This is a genomic window from Alicycliphilus denitrificans K601 (genome assembly GCF_000204645.1).
Lineage (GTDB): Bacteria > Pseudomonadota > Gammaproteobacteria > Burkholderiales > Burkholderiaceae_C > Alicycliphilus > Alicycliphilus denitrificans.
Genome location: NC_015422.1, coordinates 3619981 through 3637811, shown reverse-complemented (window position 1 = coordinate 3637811; position 17831 = coordinate 3619981). Strand labels below are relative to the sequence as shown.

The window sequence follows — 17831 nt, the reverse complement described above, 5'->3', positions numbered from 1 at the left end:
AGAAAAAGTGTCCCCAGCGCTTACGCAGCAAGCGCCGGCAGCTATGGTTTTCGTTAGTTCGCGAACGCCGCGATGCCGGTCTGCGCGCGGCCCAGGATGAGCGCGTGCACGTCGTGCGTGCCTTCGTAGGTGTTGACCACCTCCAGGTTCACCAGGTGGCGCGCCACGCCGAACTCGTCGCTGATGCCGTTGCCGCCCATCATGTCACGCGCCAGGCGGGCGATGTCCAGCGCCTTGCCGCAGTTGTTGCGCTTGATCAGCGAAGTGATCTCCACCACGTTCTGGTGCTCGTCCTTCATGCGGCCCACGCGCAGCGCGGCCTGCAGGCCCAGGGTGATCTCGGTCTGCATGTCGGCCAGCTTTTTCTGGATGAGCTGGTTCGCGGCCAGCGGGCGGCCGAATTGCTTGCGGTCCAGCGTGTACTGGCGCGCGGTGTGCCAGCAGAACTCGGCCGCGCCCATGGCGCCCCAGGCGATGCCGAAGCGCGCGCTGTTCAGGCAGGTGAAGGGGCCTTTGAGGCCGCGGATTTCGGGGAAGGCGTTCTCCTCGGGCACGAACACATCGTCCATCACGATCTCGCCGGTGATCGAGGCGCGCAGGCCCACCTTGCCGTGGATGGCGGGGGCCGACAGGCCCTTCATGCCCTTGTCCAGGATGAAGCCGCGGATCTGGCCCACGGCGCCCGAGGGTTCCACCTCCTTGGCCCAGACCACGAACACGTCGGCCACGGGGCTGTTGGTGATCCACATCTTGTTGCCCTTGAGGCGGTAGCCGCCGTCCACCTTGTAGGCGCGCGTGGCCATGCTGCCGGGGTCGGAGCCGTGGTCGGGCTCGGTCAGGCCGAAGCAGCCGATGAACTCGCCGCTGGCCAGCCTGGGCAGGTATTTCTGCTTCTGCGCCTCGGAGCCGAACTCGTTGATCGGCACCATCACCAGCGACGACTGCACGCTGGCCATGGAGCGGTAGCCCGAGTCCACGCGCTCAATCTCGCGCGCCACCAGGCCGTAGCTCACGTAGTTCAGGCCGGCGCCGCCGTACTGCGCGGGAATGGTCGGGCCCAGCAGGCCCAGCTCGCCCATCTCGCGGAAGATGCTCACGTCGGTCTTCTCGTGGCGGAACATGTCCAGCACGCGCGGCGCCAGCTTGTCCTGGCAGTAGGCGCGGGCGGCGTCACGGATGGCGCGCTCGTCCTCGGTGAGCTGCTGGTCGAGTTGGAAGGGGTCGTCCCATTGGAAGGCGGCGCGGGTCATGGTGTCTCCAGTGCAAAACGCGGTGAACGTGGTGGGCGGATGGATCCATGCATGCGGAGGCGGCATGGAAAGGAGTGGCGGAAGTGATCGTATCTCCGTGGATGCGCCCGCCGCAAGCGAGTTATTCGCATCCAGAAATGAGTATTCGGAATGTTTGACTAAGATGCGCCCATGCGACGACATCTGCCATCCACCCAGGCGCTGGCCTGTTTCGAGGCCGCTGCGCGGCACGAGAGCTATACCCGCGCCGCGCAGGAGCTGGCGCTCACGCAAAGCGCCGTCTCGCGCCAGATCCTGGCGCTCGAAGAGCAGCTCGGCGTGCAGCTGTTCCGCCGCACGCGCCATGGCGTGGTGCTCACGCCCGCGGGGCGGCACTACGGGCGCCAGGTGGCGCGCTGGCTGCAGGGGCTGGAGCAGGACACGCTGGACGTGATGGCGCACCAGGGCCACGGGGGGGCGCTGTCGCTGGCGGCGGTCGCCACCTTCGCCACGCGCTGGCTGATCCCGCGCCTGCCGCTGCTGGCCGAGCGCCACCCGGAGATCGTGGTCCACATAGAGACCCAGACCCGCCCCTTCCTGTTCACCGACACCGGCTTCGATGCCGCGCTCTACGCCGGCACGCCCGAGCAGGTGGCCAACTGGCCCGGCGTGCAGGCGCAGCTGCTGATGCAGGAGGACGTGGTGCCGGTGTGCAGCCCGCGCCTGCTGGAGACGGCCGCGCAGCAGTCGGGCATGCCGCGCGGCACCGGGCGCGCGCACCAGGGCGTGCCGCCGCAGGTGCTGGCGCGGCTGCCGCTGATCCAGCAAAGCACGCGGCCCCATGGCTGGCGGCAGTGGTTCGATGCCATGGGCGTGCAGGACGCGCCGCGCGCGCTCGACGGGCCGCGCTACGAGCTCTTCTCCATGACGGCCGTGGCCGCGGCCCATGGGCTGGGCGTGGCGCTGATGCCGCCCATGCTCATCGAGGCCGAGATGGCGCGCGGCGAGCTCGTCGTGGCCTGCCCCCAGCCGCTGCGCGGCGAGCGCGGCTACTACCTCGTCAGCCCCGCGCAGCACCAGCCGCCGGTGCTGGCGGCCTTCGCGCAGTGGCTCGGGGAAATGGCCGCGGCCGGGGCTTCATAGCCAGCCCAGCAGCGCCACGCACACCGGCGCCAGCACCGCCGTGGCCACGCCGTCCAGCCCCATGGCCAGGGCCGTGAAGGCGCCGGCGGTGGGGTGCACCTGCAGCTCGCGCGCAGTGCCGATGGCGTGCGCCGTCAGGCCGATGGCGAAGCCCCGCACCGCCGGGTCGCGCACGCGCAGCAGGCGCAGCAGCGGCCCCGCCATCACTGCCTCCGCGATGCCCATGATGGCCACGGCCACGGCCGTCAGCACCGGGATCAGCAGCGGATGCGCGCCGCTGCGCCGGTACAGCGCCAGCGCCAGCGCGTAGGCCACAAGCGTCAGCACCAGCCAGGGCAGGGGCGAGGCGGCCAGCCAGGGCGCGAGGGTGCGCAGGGCGTCCATCATCAGGGCCGCTCCTGCTCATCGGGGCGTTCGCTCTGCGAGTCGCGCAGCAGCCAGTGCAGCGTCCCTGCGGTTGCCGCCAGCGTGATGGCCGCGCCCGCCACGCCGGCCACGAGAAAGGGCCGCCATTCCTGCGCAATGCGGTCGAAGTGCAGCATCACGCCGGTGATCGCCGGAATGAACAGCAGCATCGTGTGCTGCAGCAACCCGCCGGCGGCGCGCTCCAGCGCCTGGGGCACGCGGCCCAGCGCCAGCAGCCCCGCCAGCAACAGCAGCATGCCCGCCACCGCGCCGGGCAGGGGCAGGCCCAGCAGCTAGACGAGAACCTCCCCCAGCAGTTGAAAGGCCAGAAGCGCGGTGAGGGCGTAGAGCATGGGGCGGGGAGGGATCTGGGCGGGTTCGACGTGGCGCGATCATCCCCCATGGCGCAAGACTCGTGCACCCACCTGGGTGATTGGCCGATTGCGCGCCGCGCCCGGCCGCAATACCCTGGTGCGCACGCGGCGCCGGGCATGGCCGAATCCCGGTGGAACGGATCCGGCGCCGCGTGATCCAATCCCCATCGGAAAAGGAGAGCACATCATGGCCACAGCCCAGCCCCTGTACCACGCCCCGACGTTCGAACCCACGGTGGACGAGATCGCCACGCTCAAGCAGCTCGAAATGGGGCAGGCCATCGCCGTGCCCGACGCGCTCAAGCACCACCTGTCGGGGCGCCTGCTCGAATGGGGCTACATCGGCAAATCGCCGGCTGGGATCTTCCACATCACCGATACGGGGCGCAAGCTCATCAAGCGCCAGGACAATTGAGGCGCGGCGCGAGAAAGAGGAGACCGCAGGCCATGATCCCGCGCATCGCACACGCGCACCGCGAACCGGCGGACCAGCCCGTCGAGCCGGACATCCCCGCGCCGCCGCCCGAGCCCGCGGACACGCCGCCTCACGCGGCCTGCTGAAATCCACTCACCGGGGGTCAGCCGGCGGCGCCTTGCGTCAGGTATGCGGGCTGCCGCTGCCCCGTCTCCTTGTGCTTCTTGAGCGCTGCGATATGCGGCATTGGCGCCGCGGGCTGGGCAACCAGGGAGGCTTGCCGGTCTTCGGGGGCCAGTTCCGCCTCCAGCCGCGCAACGCGGTGGCGGTACATCTTGGCCAGGGCCATATGGTGCTCCGCGGCGTTTTCATGCTCCAGCGCGGCCATGCGGGCTTCGTCCAGGCAACTCTGGACGCGGCGGGCGTAGATGGTTGCGGGATCAAAGAATCGCTTGAGCATGATCGTCCTCCTGGGATGATGAGGCCATGCGCTTCGGATTGGAGCCAGGCCAAAGCGCTTGCGTCCGGCCGACGGAGGCAGTATCAGTTCTTCATTGACGCAAGGCAACGCATGCACGCCGCGCGAGCACGGTGTCGCGTACTTGTCCTACACGGTCAAGTCGAAGCTGCGACTGCAGCGGTGCGCCGGCGCTGGCGCACGCCGACCATCCCGACGAGGCCCACGCCCAGCAGGGCAAGTGCACCGGGTTCCGGCACTGCATACCAGACACCGGAATAGATCGGGCGATTGTCCGGGGTGGTCGGTCCACGATCCGAATTCAGGTACCCGGACCATAGATCGGATCCGTTCGTGGACATGAAAGTATCGGCGTACATCGTGCTGAGCGTTCTGATGATTCCCTGAAGGTATCCATCGTTTGCTTGCAGGGTTGCCACCATCTCGCACAGGACCGGGGACTCGCAACGCCCTTCCTGCATGTTCACAAAAATATCGAGGGCTGCGAAATCGACGGCGACGATGTTGGAGTTGTAGTACTGCGTGCTCTCGATGGGGGTTCCCCAATCGACCGTCCTCACGTTCAGCTCGCCAATGGGTGCCGACATGCTGATCGTCAAGGAGTTGAGTTCGCTGCTCCAGTCTTCGCAGTGCGACCCCGAGCACTCCATCGAAGTCACTTGAAACTGGTAGACGATCGTGGCGTTGGCCCCTGTCATCATGCAGCCAGCCATTGCAATGGCACCGAGAATCTTGCGCATACGTTTTGTCTCCGTATTGCCGACGAGGAGTCCGTCGATGTGACAAAAGTATTGCAGGTTGACTGCCTGGTGCCAAGGGCCGGTGGCCTGCCCGGAGGGACTCGAACCCCCGACCTATTGCTTAGAAGGCAATTGCTCTATCCGGTTGAGCTACGGGCAGCTGGTGAGGTCTGCCGCGGCCGATGCCGATGGCATGGCGCGGGCAGAAGTGTCGAATCATACCGGGTGAGGGCCGCCGATTCGCCCCTCGCGGGCGGCATTCTTCAGTCCGTGTCCTCGAACACCAGGGACGGCGGTGCCATGACGCGCGCGGTATCGCCCAGGTTGGGGATGAGGCGGTTGGCGAAGTAGCTGTTCTGCGTGTCGGGCTCCAGCGCCGCGACGGCCAGGTTGGCCAGGGGCTGGTTCAGCGGCACGTAGTAGCTCTCGGCGGGCACGTCGATGGCGCTGCGCGTGGGCGTGACCTGCACGCGGACGATGCCCTGGCCGCCGGCCACGGTGCCGCGCACGTCCTGCCGCTGCGCGGTCGTGCGGCCGGTTTCCTGGTAGGTGTCGGCCAGTATGGAGCCCGGCTCGGCCACGCGCATGACCTGCAGGCCCAGCAGCTTGAGGCGCTCCACCGCCTCGCTCGCGCCGCCCGCGAGCCAGTAGCCGCAGGGGCGCGGGCGTTTCTTCAGCGTGACCAGCTCCAGCGACGAATTCCAGTCCACGCGCAGCGTGCGGTCGGCGCCGGTGTCGGGGTCGAGCATGACCAGCTCGCGCTGGGTCGGCGTGGGGCCGGCCTCCACCACGATGTCGCCGCGGCAGGCTTGGGCGGAGATGTCGCGCGCTTCGTAGGAGCGCACCTGCTCCAGGTCGTTGGCGCGCTCCACCGTGCTGCGCAGTGCGCTGGTGATGGCGGTGACATGGGAGTGCACGCGGCGCTGGATGTGGGTGCGGCCGATGCCCACGCCGCGGGTCTCCAGCAGCATGCTGACGGCATTCTTCAAGCCGTTGACGTTGCGCCCGGTGTCGGGCTGGGTGCCGCCCATGGAGATGCGCAGGTCGTCGGGGCGGGTGGAGGTGGTGTAGTACCACTCCTGGGTCAGGCTCTCGGCGCCCAGCGCCTTCACCATGGGGGCGCGGTACCACTCCAGGGCCGCCTTGGTCATGAACTCGGGCAGGTTGGCGGTGGTCGCGTGCTGCAGCAGCACGTCATAGCGCTGGATGGCGTGGAACTTCTCCAGGAAGCGCCCGGCAACCGTGTATTCGTGCGCGTCGATGATGGCCATGGGGCGGTAGTTGCGCACCAGCCTGGCCAGCGCCTGGGCCTCGGGCGTTTGCAGCAGCAGGTGGTCGCGGTTCATGTCGGCGCCGCTTGCCGTGACGCGCGTGCCGGCGTCGGCGCCGTCGGGGTTGGCGCGCGGCACGACGATCACGTTGATGCGGTCGAGCATGGGTTCGAGCAGCCCCTGCGCGAGCTCCCGCGCCACGACCAGCAGGGCCTCGCTGCCCGCGGGCTCGTCGCCGTGCTGCTGGCCGATCAGCAGCACCGTGGGGCGGCGGCTGGCCTCCAGGGCCATGGCGTCCGTGCCCGCGGCGCGCGTGAGCACCAGCGCATGGATGGGCGTGCCGCGCTGGGACAGGCCCAGGTCCAGCATCTGCATGCGCGTGGCGCCATGCTGCGCTGCCGCCAGGTCGCGCAGCCATTGCGTGAGCTCGGCATTCGTGGTGAAGGCGCGCCGCCCCTCGGCCAGGCCCGGCGTCTCGTAGCGCACCGATGGATCGGGAAAGCGCGCCGCGACGGCCTCGCCGTAGGGCAGCGGGGCCGCTGCGGAGGGTTCGGGCGCGTTCGGTCCGATGGGCGTGATCGTGACCGGCGCGGCGGGCGCCTCGCCGCGCGGCGCCGTTCCCAGGGGCGGCGGCACCGGCCGCCTGGCCTGCGCGGCAGCGGGGGGCTGCGCCGCCGAGGGCGGCTGGGTGGTCCAGGGCGGCAGCGGCGTGCTGGAGCAGGCGGACAGCACGGCCGCGGCCACCAGCGCCCATCCCTGGCGCAGGGCCCGGGCGCTCGTGCTCTGGAGGGCAGCGGCGGGCTGCCATGCGGTGCTGTGGTGCGGGGCTTTGGGCGTCATCATGATCGCTGGATGTGTCTTTGGGCTGGTGGATGTTACCCGGCGCAGCGGCCAGCAAAAAGGCCCGGCATTTGCCGGGCCTCGTCGTCAGTGCGCCATGCCGTCAGCGGCCGAAGCCGCCGCCGCGCGGGCCGCGCCCGCCACCGCCGCCACCACCGCCGCTGCGAAAGCCCCCGCGGCGCCCGCGGTCGGCCATGCTGTCGACGCTGGTGCGCATGGGGTCGGGCTGGCTGGTGCGGTTGCCGCCGTGGCGCGGGCCCAGGTTCACGTGCGCGAGCTGGGTGCCCAGGTGGGCGTTCTCGCTGCGCGGCTGGCTGTCGTCGAAACGGCGGTTGCCGCCGCCACCGACATTGCCGCCGCCGCGGCGCCCTTCGCCGGCGTTGCGGGGCTGCTGCTGGCCGCGGCCGGCCGGCCGGCCGCCGTTGCCGCCACGGCCTGCGCCGCCGCCGCCCTGGCCCTGGGCCGCGCGCTGGCCTTCACCCTGGCCGCCGCCCTGACGGCCGCCGCGCGGCGTGCCCTGGGTGGCCTTGTTGGTGCGGATGCGGTCCATCATCTCCTGGCGCGCCGCCTTGGCGGCCGCCTGCATGACTTCGCGGCTCGGCGGCTTGCCGGCGCCGCCCCAGATGGTCTGGCGGCCCATGGCGATGGGTTCGGCCTTCTCGCCCTCGTCGGGGCCGAAGCCCTCGATGACCTGCACGGGGATCTCCTGCTTGGTGAAGCGCTCGATCTCCATCATGAAGCCTTCCTCGTCCATGCAGACCAGGCTCACGGCCTGGCCTTCCTTGCCGGCGCGGCCGGTGCGGCCGATGCGGTGCACGTAGTCCTCGGGCACGTTGGGGATCTCGTAGTTCACGACATGCGGCAGGTCGTCGATGTCGATGCCGCGCGCCGCGATGTCCGTGGCCACCAGGGCACGGATCTGGCCGCTCTTGAAGCCTTCCAGGGCCTGCGTGCGGGCGCTCTGGCTCTTGTTGCCGTGCAGCGCCATGGCCTGCACGCCGTGCTTGGTCAGGTATTCGGCGACGTTGTTGGCGCCGAACTTGGTGCGCGTGAACACCAGCACCTGGCTCCAGTCGTGCTGCTGGATGATGTGCAGCAGCACCTGCTTCTTCTTGCCCCGGCCCACGGGGTGGATGACCTGGCTGATGCGCTGCACCGTGGTGTTGCGCGGCGTGACCTGGATGCTTTGCGGGTCGTTCAGCAGGCCCGCGGCCAGTTCGCGGATCTCGTCGCTGAAGGTGGCCGAGAACAGCAGGCTCTGCTTGGCCTTGGGCAGCAGCGCCAGCACCTTCTTCACGTCGTGGATGAAGCCCATGTCGAGCATGCGGTCGGCTTCGTCGAGCACCAGGATCTCGACCTGGGACAGGTCCATGAAGCCCTGCTGCTGCAAATCCAGCAGGCGCCCGGGCGTGGCCACGAGCACGTCCACGCCGCGCTTGATGCGCTCGATCTGCGGGTTCATGCCCACGCCGCCGAAGATCACGGTGGACTTGATGTCCAGGTGCTTGCCGTAGGCGCGCACGGATTCCTCGACCTGCGCCGCGAGCTCGCGCGTGGGGGTGAGCACCAGGGCGCGCACGCCGCGGCCGCCGAACCTGCTCGTGGGGGCCTGGCCCTGGGCCAGGCGGTGCAGCATGGGCAGGGTGAAGGCCGCGGTCTTGCCGGTGCCGGTCTGCGCGCCGGCGAGCAGGTCATGGCCTGCGAGGACGGCGGGAATGGCCTGGGCCTGGATGGGGGTCGGGTTCTGGTAACCCTGTTCTTGCACGGCCTGCAAAAGGGCCGGCGCCAGCTTCAGTTCTTCGAATGTCATGTGTGAGTTGGATGCGCCCAACCGGGGCGCTGGGTATCGGCCTGTCGCCGGCGACTTTACGGGTCGCCGAGCCAGTTCTGACGGCTGATGATTTCGAGAGCGGGAGCCAGGATTTGCTTCCTTCGTCCCCAGCTTGTCTAGGCTGATGCCCTGGGCAACTGGAGCCCATGGCGGTCGCTATTGTCGCATGCGCCGATAATTCATGTTTGCGCGCCGTTTTCCGGGCGCCTTCCTTTGCTCATTTTTTTGAAGAATCCATGGCCCAATACGTTTTCTCGATGAACCGTGTCACCAAGACCGTGCCGCCCAAGCGGCAGATCTTGAAAGACATCTCCCTGTCCTTCTTCCCCGGCGCGAAGATCGGCGTGCTGGGCCTGAACGGCTCGGGCAAGTCCTCGCTGCTCAAGATCATGGCGGGCGTGGACAAGGAGTTCGAGGGCGAGGCCATCCCCATGCCGGGCCTCTCGATCGGCTACCTGCCGCAGGAGCCCCAGCTCAACCCCGAGCACACGGTGCGCCAGGCGGTGGAGGAGGCCATGGCCGAGGTGAACAACGCCCGCGCCCGTCTCGAAGAGGTCTACGCAGCCTACGCGGAGGAAGATGCCGACTTCGACGCGCTGGCCAAGGAGCAGGGCGAGCTCGAAGCCATCATCGCCGCCGCCGGCACGGACAGCGAGCACCAGCTGGAGATCGCCGCCGACGCCCTGCGCCTGCCGCCCTGGGACGCGGTGATCGGCAAGCTCTCGGGCGGCGAGAAGCGCCGCGTGGCGCTGTGCAAGCTGCTCTTGTCCAAGCCCGACATGCTGCTGCTGGACGAGCCCACCAACCACCTGGACGCCGAATCGGTGGAGTGGCTGGAGCAGTTCCTGCACCGCTTCCCCGGCACCGTGGTGGCCATCACCCACGACCGCTACTTCCTCGACAACGCAGCCGAGTGGATCCTGGAGCTGGACCGCGGCCACGGCATTCCCTACAAGGGCAACTACTCCGAGTGGCTGCTGCAGAAGCAGAACCGCCTGGAGGCCGAGCAGAAGGGCGAGGAGGCCCGCGCCAAGGCCCTGAAGAAGGAGCTGGAGTGGGTGCGCCAGAACGCCAAGGGCCGCCAGGCCAAGAGCAAGGCGCGCATCGCCCGCTTCGAGGAGCTGTCCGACTACGAATACCAGCGCCGCAACGAGACGCAGGAGATCTTCATCCCCGTGGCCGACCGCCTGGGCACGCAGGTCATCGAGTTCCACGGCGTCACCAAGAGCTTCGGCGACCGCGTGCTGATCGACAACCTCTCGATGAACATCCCGGCCGGCGCCATCGTGGGCATCATCGGCCCCAACGGCGCGGGCAAGTCCACGCTGTTCAAGCTCATCGCGGGCAAGGAAAAGCCCGATTCGGGCGAGGTCATCGTCGGCCAGACCGTGAAGATGGCCTTCGTGGACCAGTCGCGCGACGCGCTGGCCAACGACAAGACGGTGTGGGAAGACGTCTCGGGCGGGCTGGACATCATCAACGTGGGCAAGTTCCAGATGGCCAGCCGCGCCTACTGCGGGCGCTTCAACTTCAACGGCCAGGACCAGCAGAAGAAGGTGGGCAACCTCTCGGGCGGCGAGCGCGGGCGCCTGCACCTGGCCAAGACGCTGATCCAGGGCGGCAACGTGCTGCTGCTGGACGAGCCGTCGAACGACCTGGACGTGGAAACCCTGCGCGCGCTGGAAGACGCGCTGCTCGAATACGCGGGCACGGTGCTCGTCATCAGCCACGACCGCTGGTTCCTCGACCGCATCGCCACGCACATCCTGGCCGCCGAGGGCGACAGCCAGTGGGTGTTCTTCGACGGCAACTACCAGGAGTACGAGGCCGACAAGAAGAAGCGCCTGGGCGAGGAGGGCGCGGCGCCCAAGCGCATGCGCTTCAAGGCGCTGAAGTAACGGTCAGGCGCCGGGCACGCGCCTTTGCACAAGCTGTATGTGGTTGCGCAGTGCGTACAGCTCGTCGGCGTAGGACAGCGGCACGCTCACCTTCTCGACCTGCGCCTCCAGGCGGGCGAGCCGCTGGCGCAGCTCCTCGGGCGCGGCGCGGCCGGCCTCCATGTCGTCCTCGATCTCGCGCAGGTGCCCGTACCAGCGGAACACGCGCGAGCGCACGCGGAACTGGTACAGCGGCGGCACCACGCGCGACAGCGGCAGCATCACGGCGATCAGGATGCCCAGCACCAGCCACATGCGCTCGACGAGGTTGGCGATCCAGAACGGCAGGTAGCGCTGCAGCAGCGGCGTGGGCTCGTTGATGGCGCGCTCGCCCTCCTTGGCGATCGGCAGCTCCGCGTGGCGCGTGCTCGGGAACTCGCGCGCGCGGTTGAACCAGCCCGCGCCGCCGTGGATGGTCTGCGCCGCCTGCGCGAAGAGCTGCAGCAGCGCCGGGTGCGTGCCCTCGCGCGCCAGCAGCGAGGTGGTGGAGGCCACCAGCCGCACGTCGCGCGGCGGCACGTTGGCCGCCAGGTCCACCACGCCGCGCGGAAGCGTCACGGGCGTGAGGAAGGGAAAGCGCCGGCCGTAGGCCTCGTTCTGCGCGAAGCCCATGAGCTGCACGCCGGGCGTCTGCAGCAGCATCTGCACCATGAGCGACTCGGGTGCCGAGGCGAACACCAGCGCGTCCAGCCGGCCGGCGAGGAATTCCACCGTGGCGGGCGTCTGCTCCAGCTGCGTGAGCGCGAGGTCCGCGGGCGGCACGTGGTTGGCGGCCAGCAGCCGCTCCATGAGCGTGGGCACGCCGCTGCCGGGCGAGCCCACGTTCACGCGCATGCCGCGCAGCTGGTGCAGGCCGTCCAGCCTCGCCGTGCCGTGGGCGCGCCGCGCCGCGTCGCCGCGGTAGAACAGCCAGACCGGCTCGACGAACAGGCTGCCCAGCGAGACCAGTTCGTCGCCGTCCCCGGGGCGCAGCTCGCCCGTGCCGCCCTGCACGAAGGCCAGGTCCGCCTGGCCGCTGCGCAGCAGCTGCAGGTTGGCCGAGGAGCCGTCGCTGGGCAGCAGCCTCACCTCGATGCCATTGGCCGCCAGGGCTTCCTGGTAGCGCTTGCCGAAGGCCTCGTAGGCGCTTTGCGCGGGGCCGGTCGCCAGCGTCACTTGGTGCGGCGGCGTGGGCTTGAGCCACTGGAAGGCCAGCACCACCAGGCCCACGCCCAACACGGCCAGCGGCCCGGCGGAGAGCAGCAGGTCGCGCAGCGACAGCAGCAGCGTGCGCAGGCGGCGTGGCAGCCGTTCCATGATGGCCTATCCGCGCGCGGCCAGCTCGGCGTGGCTGGGCAGCACCAGACCTTCGGGAGTGGCCAGCGTGCGCGCGGCCAGCACGGCGCGCACCGTGGCGCGGGCCACGGCCTCGGCCGCCATGGTGGCCAGCACCAGCATGCCGGGGTGGCGCGGTGCGTGGCCCGTGGCCAGGGCGAACAGCGTGTCGCCGTCGCTCATGGTGTGCACGGGGTTGATGGCGCGCGCCAGGCCGTCGTGCCCGGCCACGGCCAGGCGCTGGGCCTGCACCTTGGTGAGCTGCGCGTCGGTGGCGATCACGCCTATGGTGGTGTTGCTGCCCGCCAGCAGCTGGTGCGGCGGCTCGCCGCGCAGCAGGGCGCGCCGCGCGTCGCGCAGGGCGCTGCCATCTGCGGTGCGCGCGCCGGCCAGGGGCAGGCCGGTGTCGGGGTCCACCACGTCGCCCACGGCGTTGCAGGCGATGAGCGCGCCCACCGTCACGCCGTCCACGGTGACCGAGGCCGTGCCCACGCCGCCCTTCATGGCGTGCTGCATGCCGAAGGTCTTGCCGACCACGGCGCCGCTGCCCGCGCCCACGTTGCCCTCGGCGGGGGGGCGGCCGCTGGCGGCGGCGCAGGCGGCGTAGCCTGCCGCGGCGTCGGGGCGGATCCTCATGTCGCCCACGTGGAGGTCGAACAGCACGGCTGCGGGCACCAGCGGCAGGCGGCCCACGCCCACGTCCAGGCCTATGCCTTGCTCCTCCAGCCAGCGCACGGCGCCGCTGGCTGCGTCCAGGCCCCAGGCGCTGCCGCCCGCGAGCATGACGGCATGCACCTGCTGCACCAGGTTGCCGGGCGCGAGCAGGTCGGTCTCGCGCGTGCCGGGCGCCGCGCCGCGCACGTCCACGCCCGCCACGGCGCCGCCCGGGGCGATGACCACGGAGCAGCCCGTGGGGCGGCGGGTGTCGCTGTGGTGGCCGACCATGATGCCGGCCACGTCGGTGATGGCGCCGCTGGCGCCGTGCGGGGAGAGGGCTTGCATGGGCGCCGATTATGGAGCCCCGGCCCGGCCCCGCCGCATCAGCGGTAGCTGGTGAACACGCGCGTGGACACGTCGCTGTTCATGAGGTTCTTGGTCACCAGCAGCACGTCATAGGGGTCCTTGCGGCCGTTGTAGGCGGGGCCGTCCATGCCGGGGCTGCCCACGGGCATGCCGGGCACGGCCAGGCCCAGGGCCTTGGGCTTTTCCTTGAGCAGCTTGCGCACGTCGGCGGCGGGCACGTGGCCCTCCAGCAGGTAGCCGCCCACGAGAGCCGTGTGGCATGAGCCCAGGCGCTGGGGCAGGCCCAGCCTGGCGCGCACGGCGGCGTTGCCGCTCTCGTGTGTGGTGACGGCGAAGCCGTTGGCCTGCATGTGGTCTATCCAGTCCTGGCAGCAGCCGCAGCTGGGGTCCTTCCAGACCTCGACGGCCGTGGCGTTGCTGGCGATAGCGGGCAGGGCGGTGCAGGCGGCTGCGGCGGCGATGGCCGTCAGCCATTGGCGGCGGTTGGTATCGTGCATGGTGCGGTCTCCAGACAAAAGGGGGGTCAAGGCGTGACGGTGAAGGTGCCGCGCATGCCGGCTTCGTAGTGGCCGGCGACCAGGCAGGCGAAGTCGAAGCTGCCGGCGCGGTTGAAGCGCCAGACGAGGTCCTGCGCGCCGCCCGGCGCCACGTGGGCCATGTGCGCCTCGGAATGCGCCATGCCGGGGTGCTCGCGCATCATGGCGGCATGCTCGGCCAGGCTGGCCTGCGTGCCCAGCACCACCTCGTGCAGCACCTTGCCCTTGTTCTCCACGCGCAGGCGCACCGTCTCGCCGACCCTGGCCTTGAATTGCGCGGGGGTGAAGCGCATGTCGTCCGTCATGCGCAGCGTGATGGTGCGCGTGGCCTCGCGGGCCTGGCCCGCAATGCCCCAGGCCTGCTGCTGCGGCGCGGGGGCGGCGTGGCTGCCATGGCTGGCGTTTTCATGGGAAAAAACGTGGCTTGTGCTTACCAGTAAAGCGCAAGCAGCTATGAATTTGATGGTCTTCATGCGGAATTCTTGAATGGGTTGAGGCGCATGGCCGCGGCGCCATGGCGCGCGCCGGCCGGGGGCGTGCGTCCTGCGGCAGACGCACCTTGGGTGTCAAGGCTCAGGCGATGGGCGGCTTGATGGCCTGCGCGGCCGGGGCGCTGGCAAAGCGCGCATCGCGCTGCGGGAGCGGGGCGCCGCCCGGCGCGGCTGGAGGCGCCGGCATCCACGCCAGGATCCCCGGCGCCGAATGGCAGGCCCCGCAGGCCGTGCAGTCGGCCTGGTGCTGGGCATGCTCGCCGGGGCTGCAGCAGTCCTGCCCGCTGTGCGCGCCATGGCTGGCGGCGTGGGCCATGTCCGCCGCCATGTGCGGCGCGGGCTGCGGCGCCACGCCCATGGCCATGGCGTCGCCCAGCAGGACCCGCAGGACCAGCAGGATGGCCAGGAAGATGGATGTGCAGCGGCGCATGGAGCCGATGATAGCGGTCAGGCCCCGATGTAGCGCCCGGGCCGGTGGTTCATGGCCAGCACGAGGTTCAGCGCCACGGCGCCGATCACCGACCACAGCACGCGCATCGGCTCCACCGTGGCCAGGGCCGCCAGCAGGATGCAGCAGTCCACGGCCATCTGCACCTTGCCGGCGCGCCAGCCGAAGCGGTCCTGCAGGTACAGCGCCAGTATTCCCAGGCCGCCCAGGCTGCAGCGGTGACGGAACAGTACCAGGAAGCCTATGCCCATGATGAGCCCGCCCGTGACGGCGGCGTACAGCGGCTGCGGCTGGGTGATCTGCAACAGCCGCGACTGCAGCTCGGTCAGGGCCGACAGCAGCAGCACCGCCACGAAGGTCTTGAGCGTGAACGCCAGCCCCAGCTTGCGCAGCGCCAGCCAGTAGAAGGGCAGGTTGAGCACGAAGAACAGCTTGCCCAGACCTATGCCCGTGGCGTAGTGCAGCACGAAGGCCAGGCCGGTGATGCCGCCTGTGAGCAGGCCCGCGCTGGCGACGAAGGCCACGCCCACCGAGACCAGGGTCACGCCCGTGGCGATGGCCACGGTGTCTTCGGTGCGCGTGTGGGCGAGCATGGTGGCAGGGACTGGAAGTGCGGGGGCGGACATGGTGGCGATGAGGCTGCGGCGGCGGGCCGGGATTGGGCCATGGCCAGGGGCTGCCCGCCTTGCGCTGCGTCAAGGCAGTGCAAGACTCTACTATCGAAAAGAGAGTGGCTTGCGCTTGCCGGGCGGGCGCTGCGGGCCGTTTTGGCCTATTTTTCTGCGGCGTGCCGCCAGCGGCGCAGGCGCAGCCCGTTGGCCACCACCAGCAGGCTCACGCCCATGTCGGCCGCCACCGCCATCCACATGCTTGCCTGGCCCAGCAGCGCGAGCACGCAGAACACGGCCTTGATGCCCAGCGCCAGCGCGATGTTCTGCCACAGCACGCGGTGGGCGCGGCGCGCCAGGAGCACGGTGTCGGGGATGCGGCGCAGGTCGTCATTCATCAGCACGATGCCGGCCGTCTCCATGGCCATGCCCGTGCTGTGCGCGCCGCCCATGGCGAAGCCCAGGTCGGCCTGGGCCAGGGCCGGGGCGTCGTTGATGCCGTCGCCCGCCATGGCCGTGGGGCCGTGGCTGCGCTGCAGCGCGGCCAGCGCGTCGAGCTTGTCCTGCGGCAGCAGGCCGCCGCGCGCGTCCTCGACGCCGGCCTCGGCCGCGATGGCCTGGGCGGTGGCGGGGTTGTCGCCGCTGAGCACCACCGGGTGCACGCCCAGCGCACGCAGCTGCTCCATGGCCTGGCGCGCCTGGGCGCGCAGCGGGTCGGCCACGGCGAACAGGGCGCGCACGCCCTGGCCGTCGGCCAGCAGGGTCACGCTGCGGCCCTGTCGCTCGTGCTGCGCCAGGGTGTCCTCCAGCGCGGCATCCACCAGGCCCTGCTCTCGCATCAGGCGCAGGTTGCCCAGCAGCCAGCGCCGGCCGCCGATCTCGGCCTGCACGCCGAGCCCGGGCAGGGCCTGCAGCTGCTGCACGCCGTTGGCCCCGGCCGCGGGCAGGCCGGCGGCGATGGCGCGCGACACGGGGTGCTCGGAGCGGCTGGCCAACTGCCAGGCCGCGGACGCGGCGGCGCTTGCATCCGCGCCGTCCAGGGCCTGCCAGTGCACCAGCGTGGGGCTGCCCGTGGTCAGCGTGCCGGTCTTGTCCAGCGCCAGGACGCGCAGGCCGCGCGCCGACTCCAGCACGCCGCCGCCCTTGATGAGGATGCCGCGGCGCGCCGCCGCCGTGAGCGCGCTGACCACCGTGACCGGCGTGGAGATGACCAGCGCGCAGGGGCAGGCGATGACCAGCAGCGCCAGCGCCTGGTAGACGGCCTGGGTCCAGCTCCAGCCCATGAGCGGCGGAGCCAGCAGCGCCAGCAGCACGGCCAGCGCGAACACGATGGGCGTGTACACGGCGGCGAAGCGGTCCACGAAGCGCTGGATGGGCGCCTTGCCGGCCTGCGCCTGCTCCACGGCGCGCACGATGCGCGCGAGCAGCGTGCCGGCGGGCTCGGCGGTCACCTGCATCAGCAGCTCGCCGTGCTGGTTCACGCTGCCGGCGTAGAGCGGGTCGCCCGCGGCCTTGTCGGCCAGTCGGCTTTCGCCGGTGATGGGGGCCTGGTTCACGGCGCTGCTGCCGTGCGTGACCGTGCCGTCCAGCGGCACGTGGGCGCCGGGCGCGATGCGCACGGTGGCACCCAGCGGCACCTGGGCCACGGGCAGGCGCTGCGTGCTCCCGTCGGCCTGGACCACGTCGGCTGTCGGGGGCGCGAGCTGCAGCAGGCCGCGGATGGCGTGGCGCGCGCGGTCCATGGCGCCGTCCTCGATGCGCTCGGCCGCCATGTACAGGGCCATGACCATGGCGGCCTCGGGCCATTGGCCGATGAGGAAGGCTCCGGTCACGGCCACGGCCATGAGCGCGTGGATGCCCAGGCGCAGCCGCGCCAGATCCTTCAGGCCGCTCTTGTACACGCCCAAGCCGGCCAGCGCGACGGCCGCCACGGCCAGCGCCATGCCGGCCATGTCCTGCTGCAGCCAGTGCGCGCCTTCCGCGCCGGCGGCCAGGGCCAGGGCCGCGGCGATGCGCGGCCAGCCGGGCAGCGCGCCGTGGTCGTGCCCGTCGTCGGCCTGCGCGCCGTGGCCGCAGGCGCAGCCGCTGCAGCCGGCGGGCGCATCCAGGGACGGCAGGGCGGCCGCCACGCCGGGGCCGGGGGAATGGGCGTGGGGCTGGGATGTGTGGCTGTGACTCATGCCATGATTGGAAACCCTGAAGCCACTCGAAGGTCAAGCCATGCTCAAGCAAAGCCCCCGCCACCGCATCGGCAATGCCGCCCGGCTCTCGGGCGTGCCGCCGGCCAACATCCGCTATTACGAAAAGGAAGGCCTGCTGCCGGCCCAGGCGCGCGCCGACAACCGCTACCGCCTCTACAGCGACGAGGAGGTGCACCGCCTGCGCTTCGTGCGGCTGTGCCGGGCCATGGACATGTCGCTCGACGAGGTGCGCACGCTGCTGGCCCTGGACGTGGCGGCGCCCACGGCCGACCATGCCGCCTGCGCCACGCTGGACGAGCACCTGGATCATGTGCGCACGCGCCTGGCTGAGCTGCGCACGCTGGAGCAGGAGCTGCTGGCGCTGCGCGAACGCTGCGACGGCACGGGCGGGCACTGCCACGTGATCGAGGCGCTGCACGAGCGCGCCGACGCCGATCCCGTGCCGGCGCCCGCGCCGCTGGCCAGGCGCCACGTGTGATCCCCTTCACTATGCAAGTGATAGCTGCTCGCGCTTGTCCATAGGGCGCTGCAGGCCAATTTGTTACTT

Annotated in this window: 18 protein-coding genes and 1 tRNA gene; 4 read left to right on the top strand and 15 right to left on the bottom strand. The window is 70.6% G+C overall.

Annotation, left to right across the window (positions count from 1 at the left end; translation table 11 throughout):
- Positions 1-53: 53 nt before the first annotated feature.
- Positions 54-1250 (bottom strand): acyl-CoA dehydrogenase, encoded by a 1197-nt coding sequence (locus ALIDE2_RS17340; RefSeq protein ID WP_013722753.1) that lies wholly within the window; start codon positions 1248-1250, stop codon positions 54-56.
- Between the two features lie 171 nt (positions 1251-1421).
- Between ALIDE2_RS17340 and ALIDE2_RS17335 the strand changes: the two genes are divergently transcribed.
- Entirely contained in the window at positions 1422-2372 is a 951-nt protein-coding gene (locus tag ALIDE2_RS17335; protein WP_013722752.1) for a LysR substrate-binding domain-containing protein, read from the top strand.
- Here the strand turns inward: ALIDE2_RS17335 and ALIDE2_RS17330 are convergent.
- Both ALIDE2_RS17330 and ALIDE2_RS17325 read right to left on the bottom strand, forming a co-directional pair.
- Positions 2367-2759 (bottom strand): LrgB family protein, encoded by a 393-nt coding sequence (locus ALIDE2_RS17330; RefSeq protein ID WP_013518301.1) that lies wholly within the window; start codon positions 2757-2759, stop codon positions 2367-2369. The genes ALIDE2_RS17335 and ALIDE2_RS17330 overlap by 6 nt on opposite strands.
- On the bottom strand, positions 2759-3070 hold the full coding sequence (locus ALIDE2_RS17325; protein WP_238530160.1) for a CidA/LrgA family protein: 312 nt from the start codon (positions 3068-3070) through the stop codon (positions 2759-2761). The genes ALIDE2_RS17330 and ALIDE2_RS17325 overlap by 1 nt, the downstream gene beginning before the upstream one ends.
- Positions 3071-3338: 268 nt before the next feature.
- Between ALIDE2_RS17325 and ALIDE2_RS17320 the strand changes: the two genes are divergently transcribed.
- On the top strand, positions 3339-3566 hold the full coding sequence (locus tag ALIDE2_RS17320) for a hypothetical protein (protein WP_013518303.1): 228 nt from the start codon (positions 3339-3341) through the stop codon (positions 3564-3566).
- 163 nt (positions 3567-3729) lie between these two features.
- Here the strand turns inward: ALIDE2_RS17320 and ALIDE2_RS17315 are convergent, their stop codons facing one another.
- The 5 genes from ALIDE2_RS17315 to ALIDE2_RS17295 all read right to left on the bottom strand — a co-directional run bounded on the left by ALIDE2_RS17315 (position 3730) and on the right by ALIDE2_RS17295 (position 8705).
- Positions 3730-4026, bottom strand: coding sequence for a hypothetical protein (locus tag ALIDE2_RS17315; protein WP_013722751.1), 297 nt, complete (start codon positions 4024-4026; stop codon positions 3730-3732).
- Between the two features lie 155 nt (positions 4027-4181).
- Positions 4182-4784 carry a PEP-CTERM sorting domain-containing protein gene (locus ALIDE2_RS17310; protein WP_013518306.1) on the bottom strand — a complete coding sequence of 201 codons (603 nt, stop codon included), beginning with the start codon at positions 4782-4784 and terminating at the stop codon, positions 4182-4184.
- A gap of 83 nt (positions 4785-4867) precedes the next feature.
- Positions 4868-4944 (bottom strand) — tRNA-Arg (locus ALIDE2_RS17305).
- A 103-nt stretch (positions 4945-5047) separates the two neighbouring features.
- Positions 5048-6898, bottom strand: coding sequence for a M14 family metallopeptidase (locus tag ALIDE2_RS17300; protein ID WP_013722750.1), 1851 nt, complete (start codon positions 6896-6898; stop codon positions 5048-5050).
- A gap of 100 nt (positions 6899-6998) precedes the next feature.
- The gene (locus tag ALIDE2_RS17295) at positions 6999-8705 is read right to left on the bottom strand and encodes a DEAD/DEAH box helicase (protein ID WP_013722749.1); all 1707 of its coding nucleotides are present in this window, start codon (positions 8703-8705) and stop codon (positions 6999-7001) included.
- A gap of 257 nt (positions 8706-8962) precedes the next feature.
- Between ALIDE2_RS17295 and ettA the strand changes: the two genes are divergently transcribed.
- A complete protein-coding gene (gene ettA, locus ALIDE2_RS17290; RefSeq protein WP_013722748.1) occupies positions 8963-10624 on the top strand; it encodes an energy-dependent translational throttle protein EttA in 1662 nt (553 codons plus the stop codon).
- A gap of 3 nt (positions 10625-10627) precedes the next feature.
- On the opposite strand, the gene ALIDE2_RS17285 is transcribed toward ettA, so the two are convergent.
- The 7 genes from ALIDE2_RS17285 to ALIDE2_RS17255 all read right to left on the bottom strand — a co-directional run bounded on the left by ALIDE2_RS17285 (position 10628) and on the right by ALIDE2_RS17255 (position 17263).
- The gene (locus tag ALIDE2_RS17285; RefSeq protein WP_013722747.1) at positions 10628-11959 is read right to left on the bottom strand and encodes a TAXI family TRAP transporter solute-binding subunit; all 1332 of its coding nucleotides are present in this window, start codon (positions 11957-11959) and stop codon (positions 10628-10630) included.
- 6 nt (positions 11960-11965) lie between these two features.
- Positions 11966-12979 carry a P1 family peptidase gene (locus tag ALIDE2_RS17280; RefSeq protein ID WP_013518325.1) on the bottom strand — a complete coding sequence of 338 codons (1014 nt, stop codon included), beginning with the start codon at positions 12977-12979 and terminating at the stop codon, positions 11966-11968.
- A gap of 38 nt (positions 12980-13017) precedes the next feature.
- Positions 13018-13497: a DUF411 domain-containing protein gene (locus ALIDE2_RS17275; RefSeq protein ID WP_013518326.1), complete on the bottom strand. Its 480-nt coding sequence runs from the start codon at positions 13495-13497 to the stop codon at positions 13018-13020.
- Between the two features lie 26 nt (positions 13498-13523).
- Positions 13524-14009: a cupredoxin domain-containing protein gene (locus tag ALIDE2_RS17270; RefSeq protein WP_013722746.1), complete on the bottom strand. Its 486-nt coding sequence runs from the start codon at positions 14007-14009 to the stop codon at positions 13524-13526.
- A 100-nt stretch (positions 14010-14109) separates the two neighbouring features.
- Entirely contained in the window at positions 14110-14457 is a 348-nt protein-coding gene (locus ALIDE2_RS17265; RefSeq protein ID WP_013518328.1) for a hypothetical protein, read from the bottom strand.
- Positions 14458-14474: 17 nt separating this feature from the next.
- Positions 14475-15101 (bottom strand): YitT family protein, encoded by a 627-nt coding sequence (locus ALIDE2_RS17260; protein ID WP_013518329.1) that lies wholly within the window; start codon positions 15099-15101, stop codon positions 14475-14477.
- A 146-nt stretch (positions 15102-15247) separates the two neighbouring features.
- The gene (locus ALIDE2_RS17255; RefSeq protein ID WP_013722745.1) at positions 15248-17263 is read right to left on the bottom strand and encodes a heavy metal translocating P-type ATPase; all 2016 of its coding nucleotides are present in this window, start codon (positions 17261-17263) and stop codon (positions 15248-15250) included.
- 40 nt (positions 17264-17303) lie between these two features.
- On the opposite strand from ALIDE2_RS17255, the gene ALIDE2_RS17250 reads away from it, so the two are divergent.
- Positions 17304-17762, top strand: coding sequence for a Cd(II)/Pb(II)-responsive transcriptional regulator (locus ALIDE2_RS17250; protein WP_013518331.1), 459 nt, complete (start codon positions 17304-17306; stop codon positions 17760-17762).
- The last annotated feature ends 69 nt before the right edge of the window (positions 17763-17831 follow it).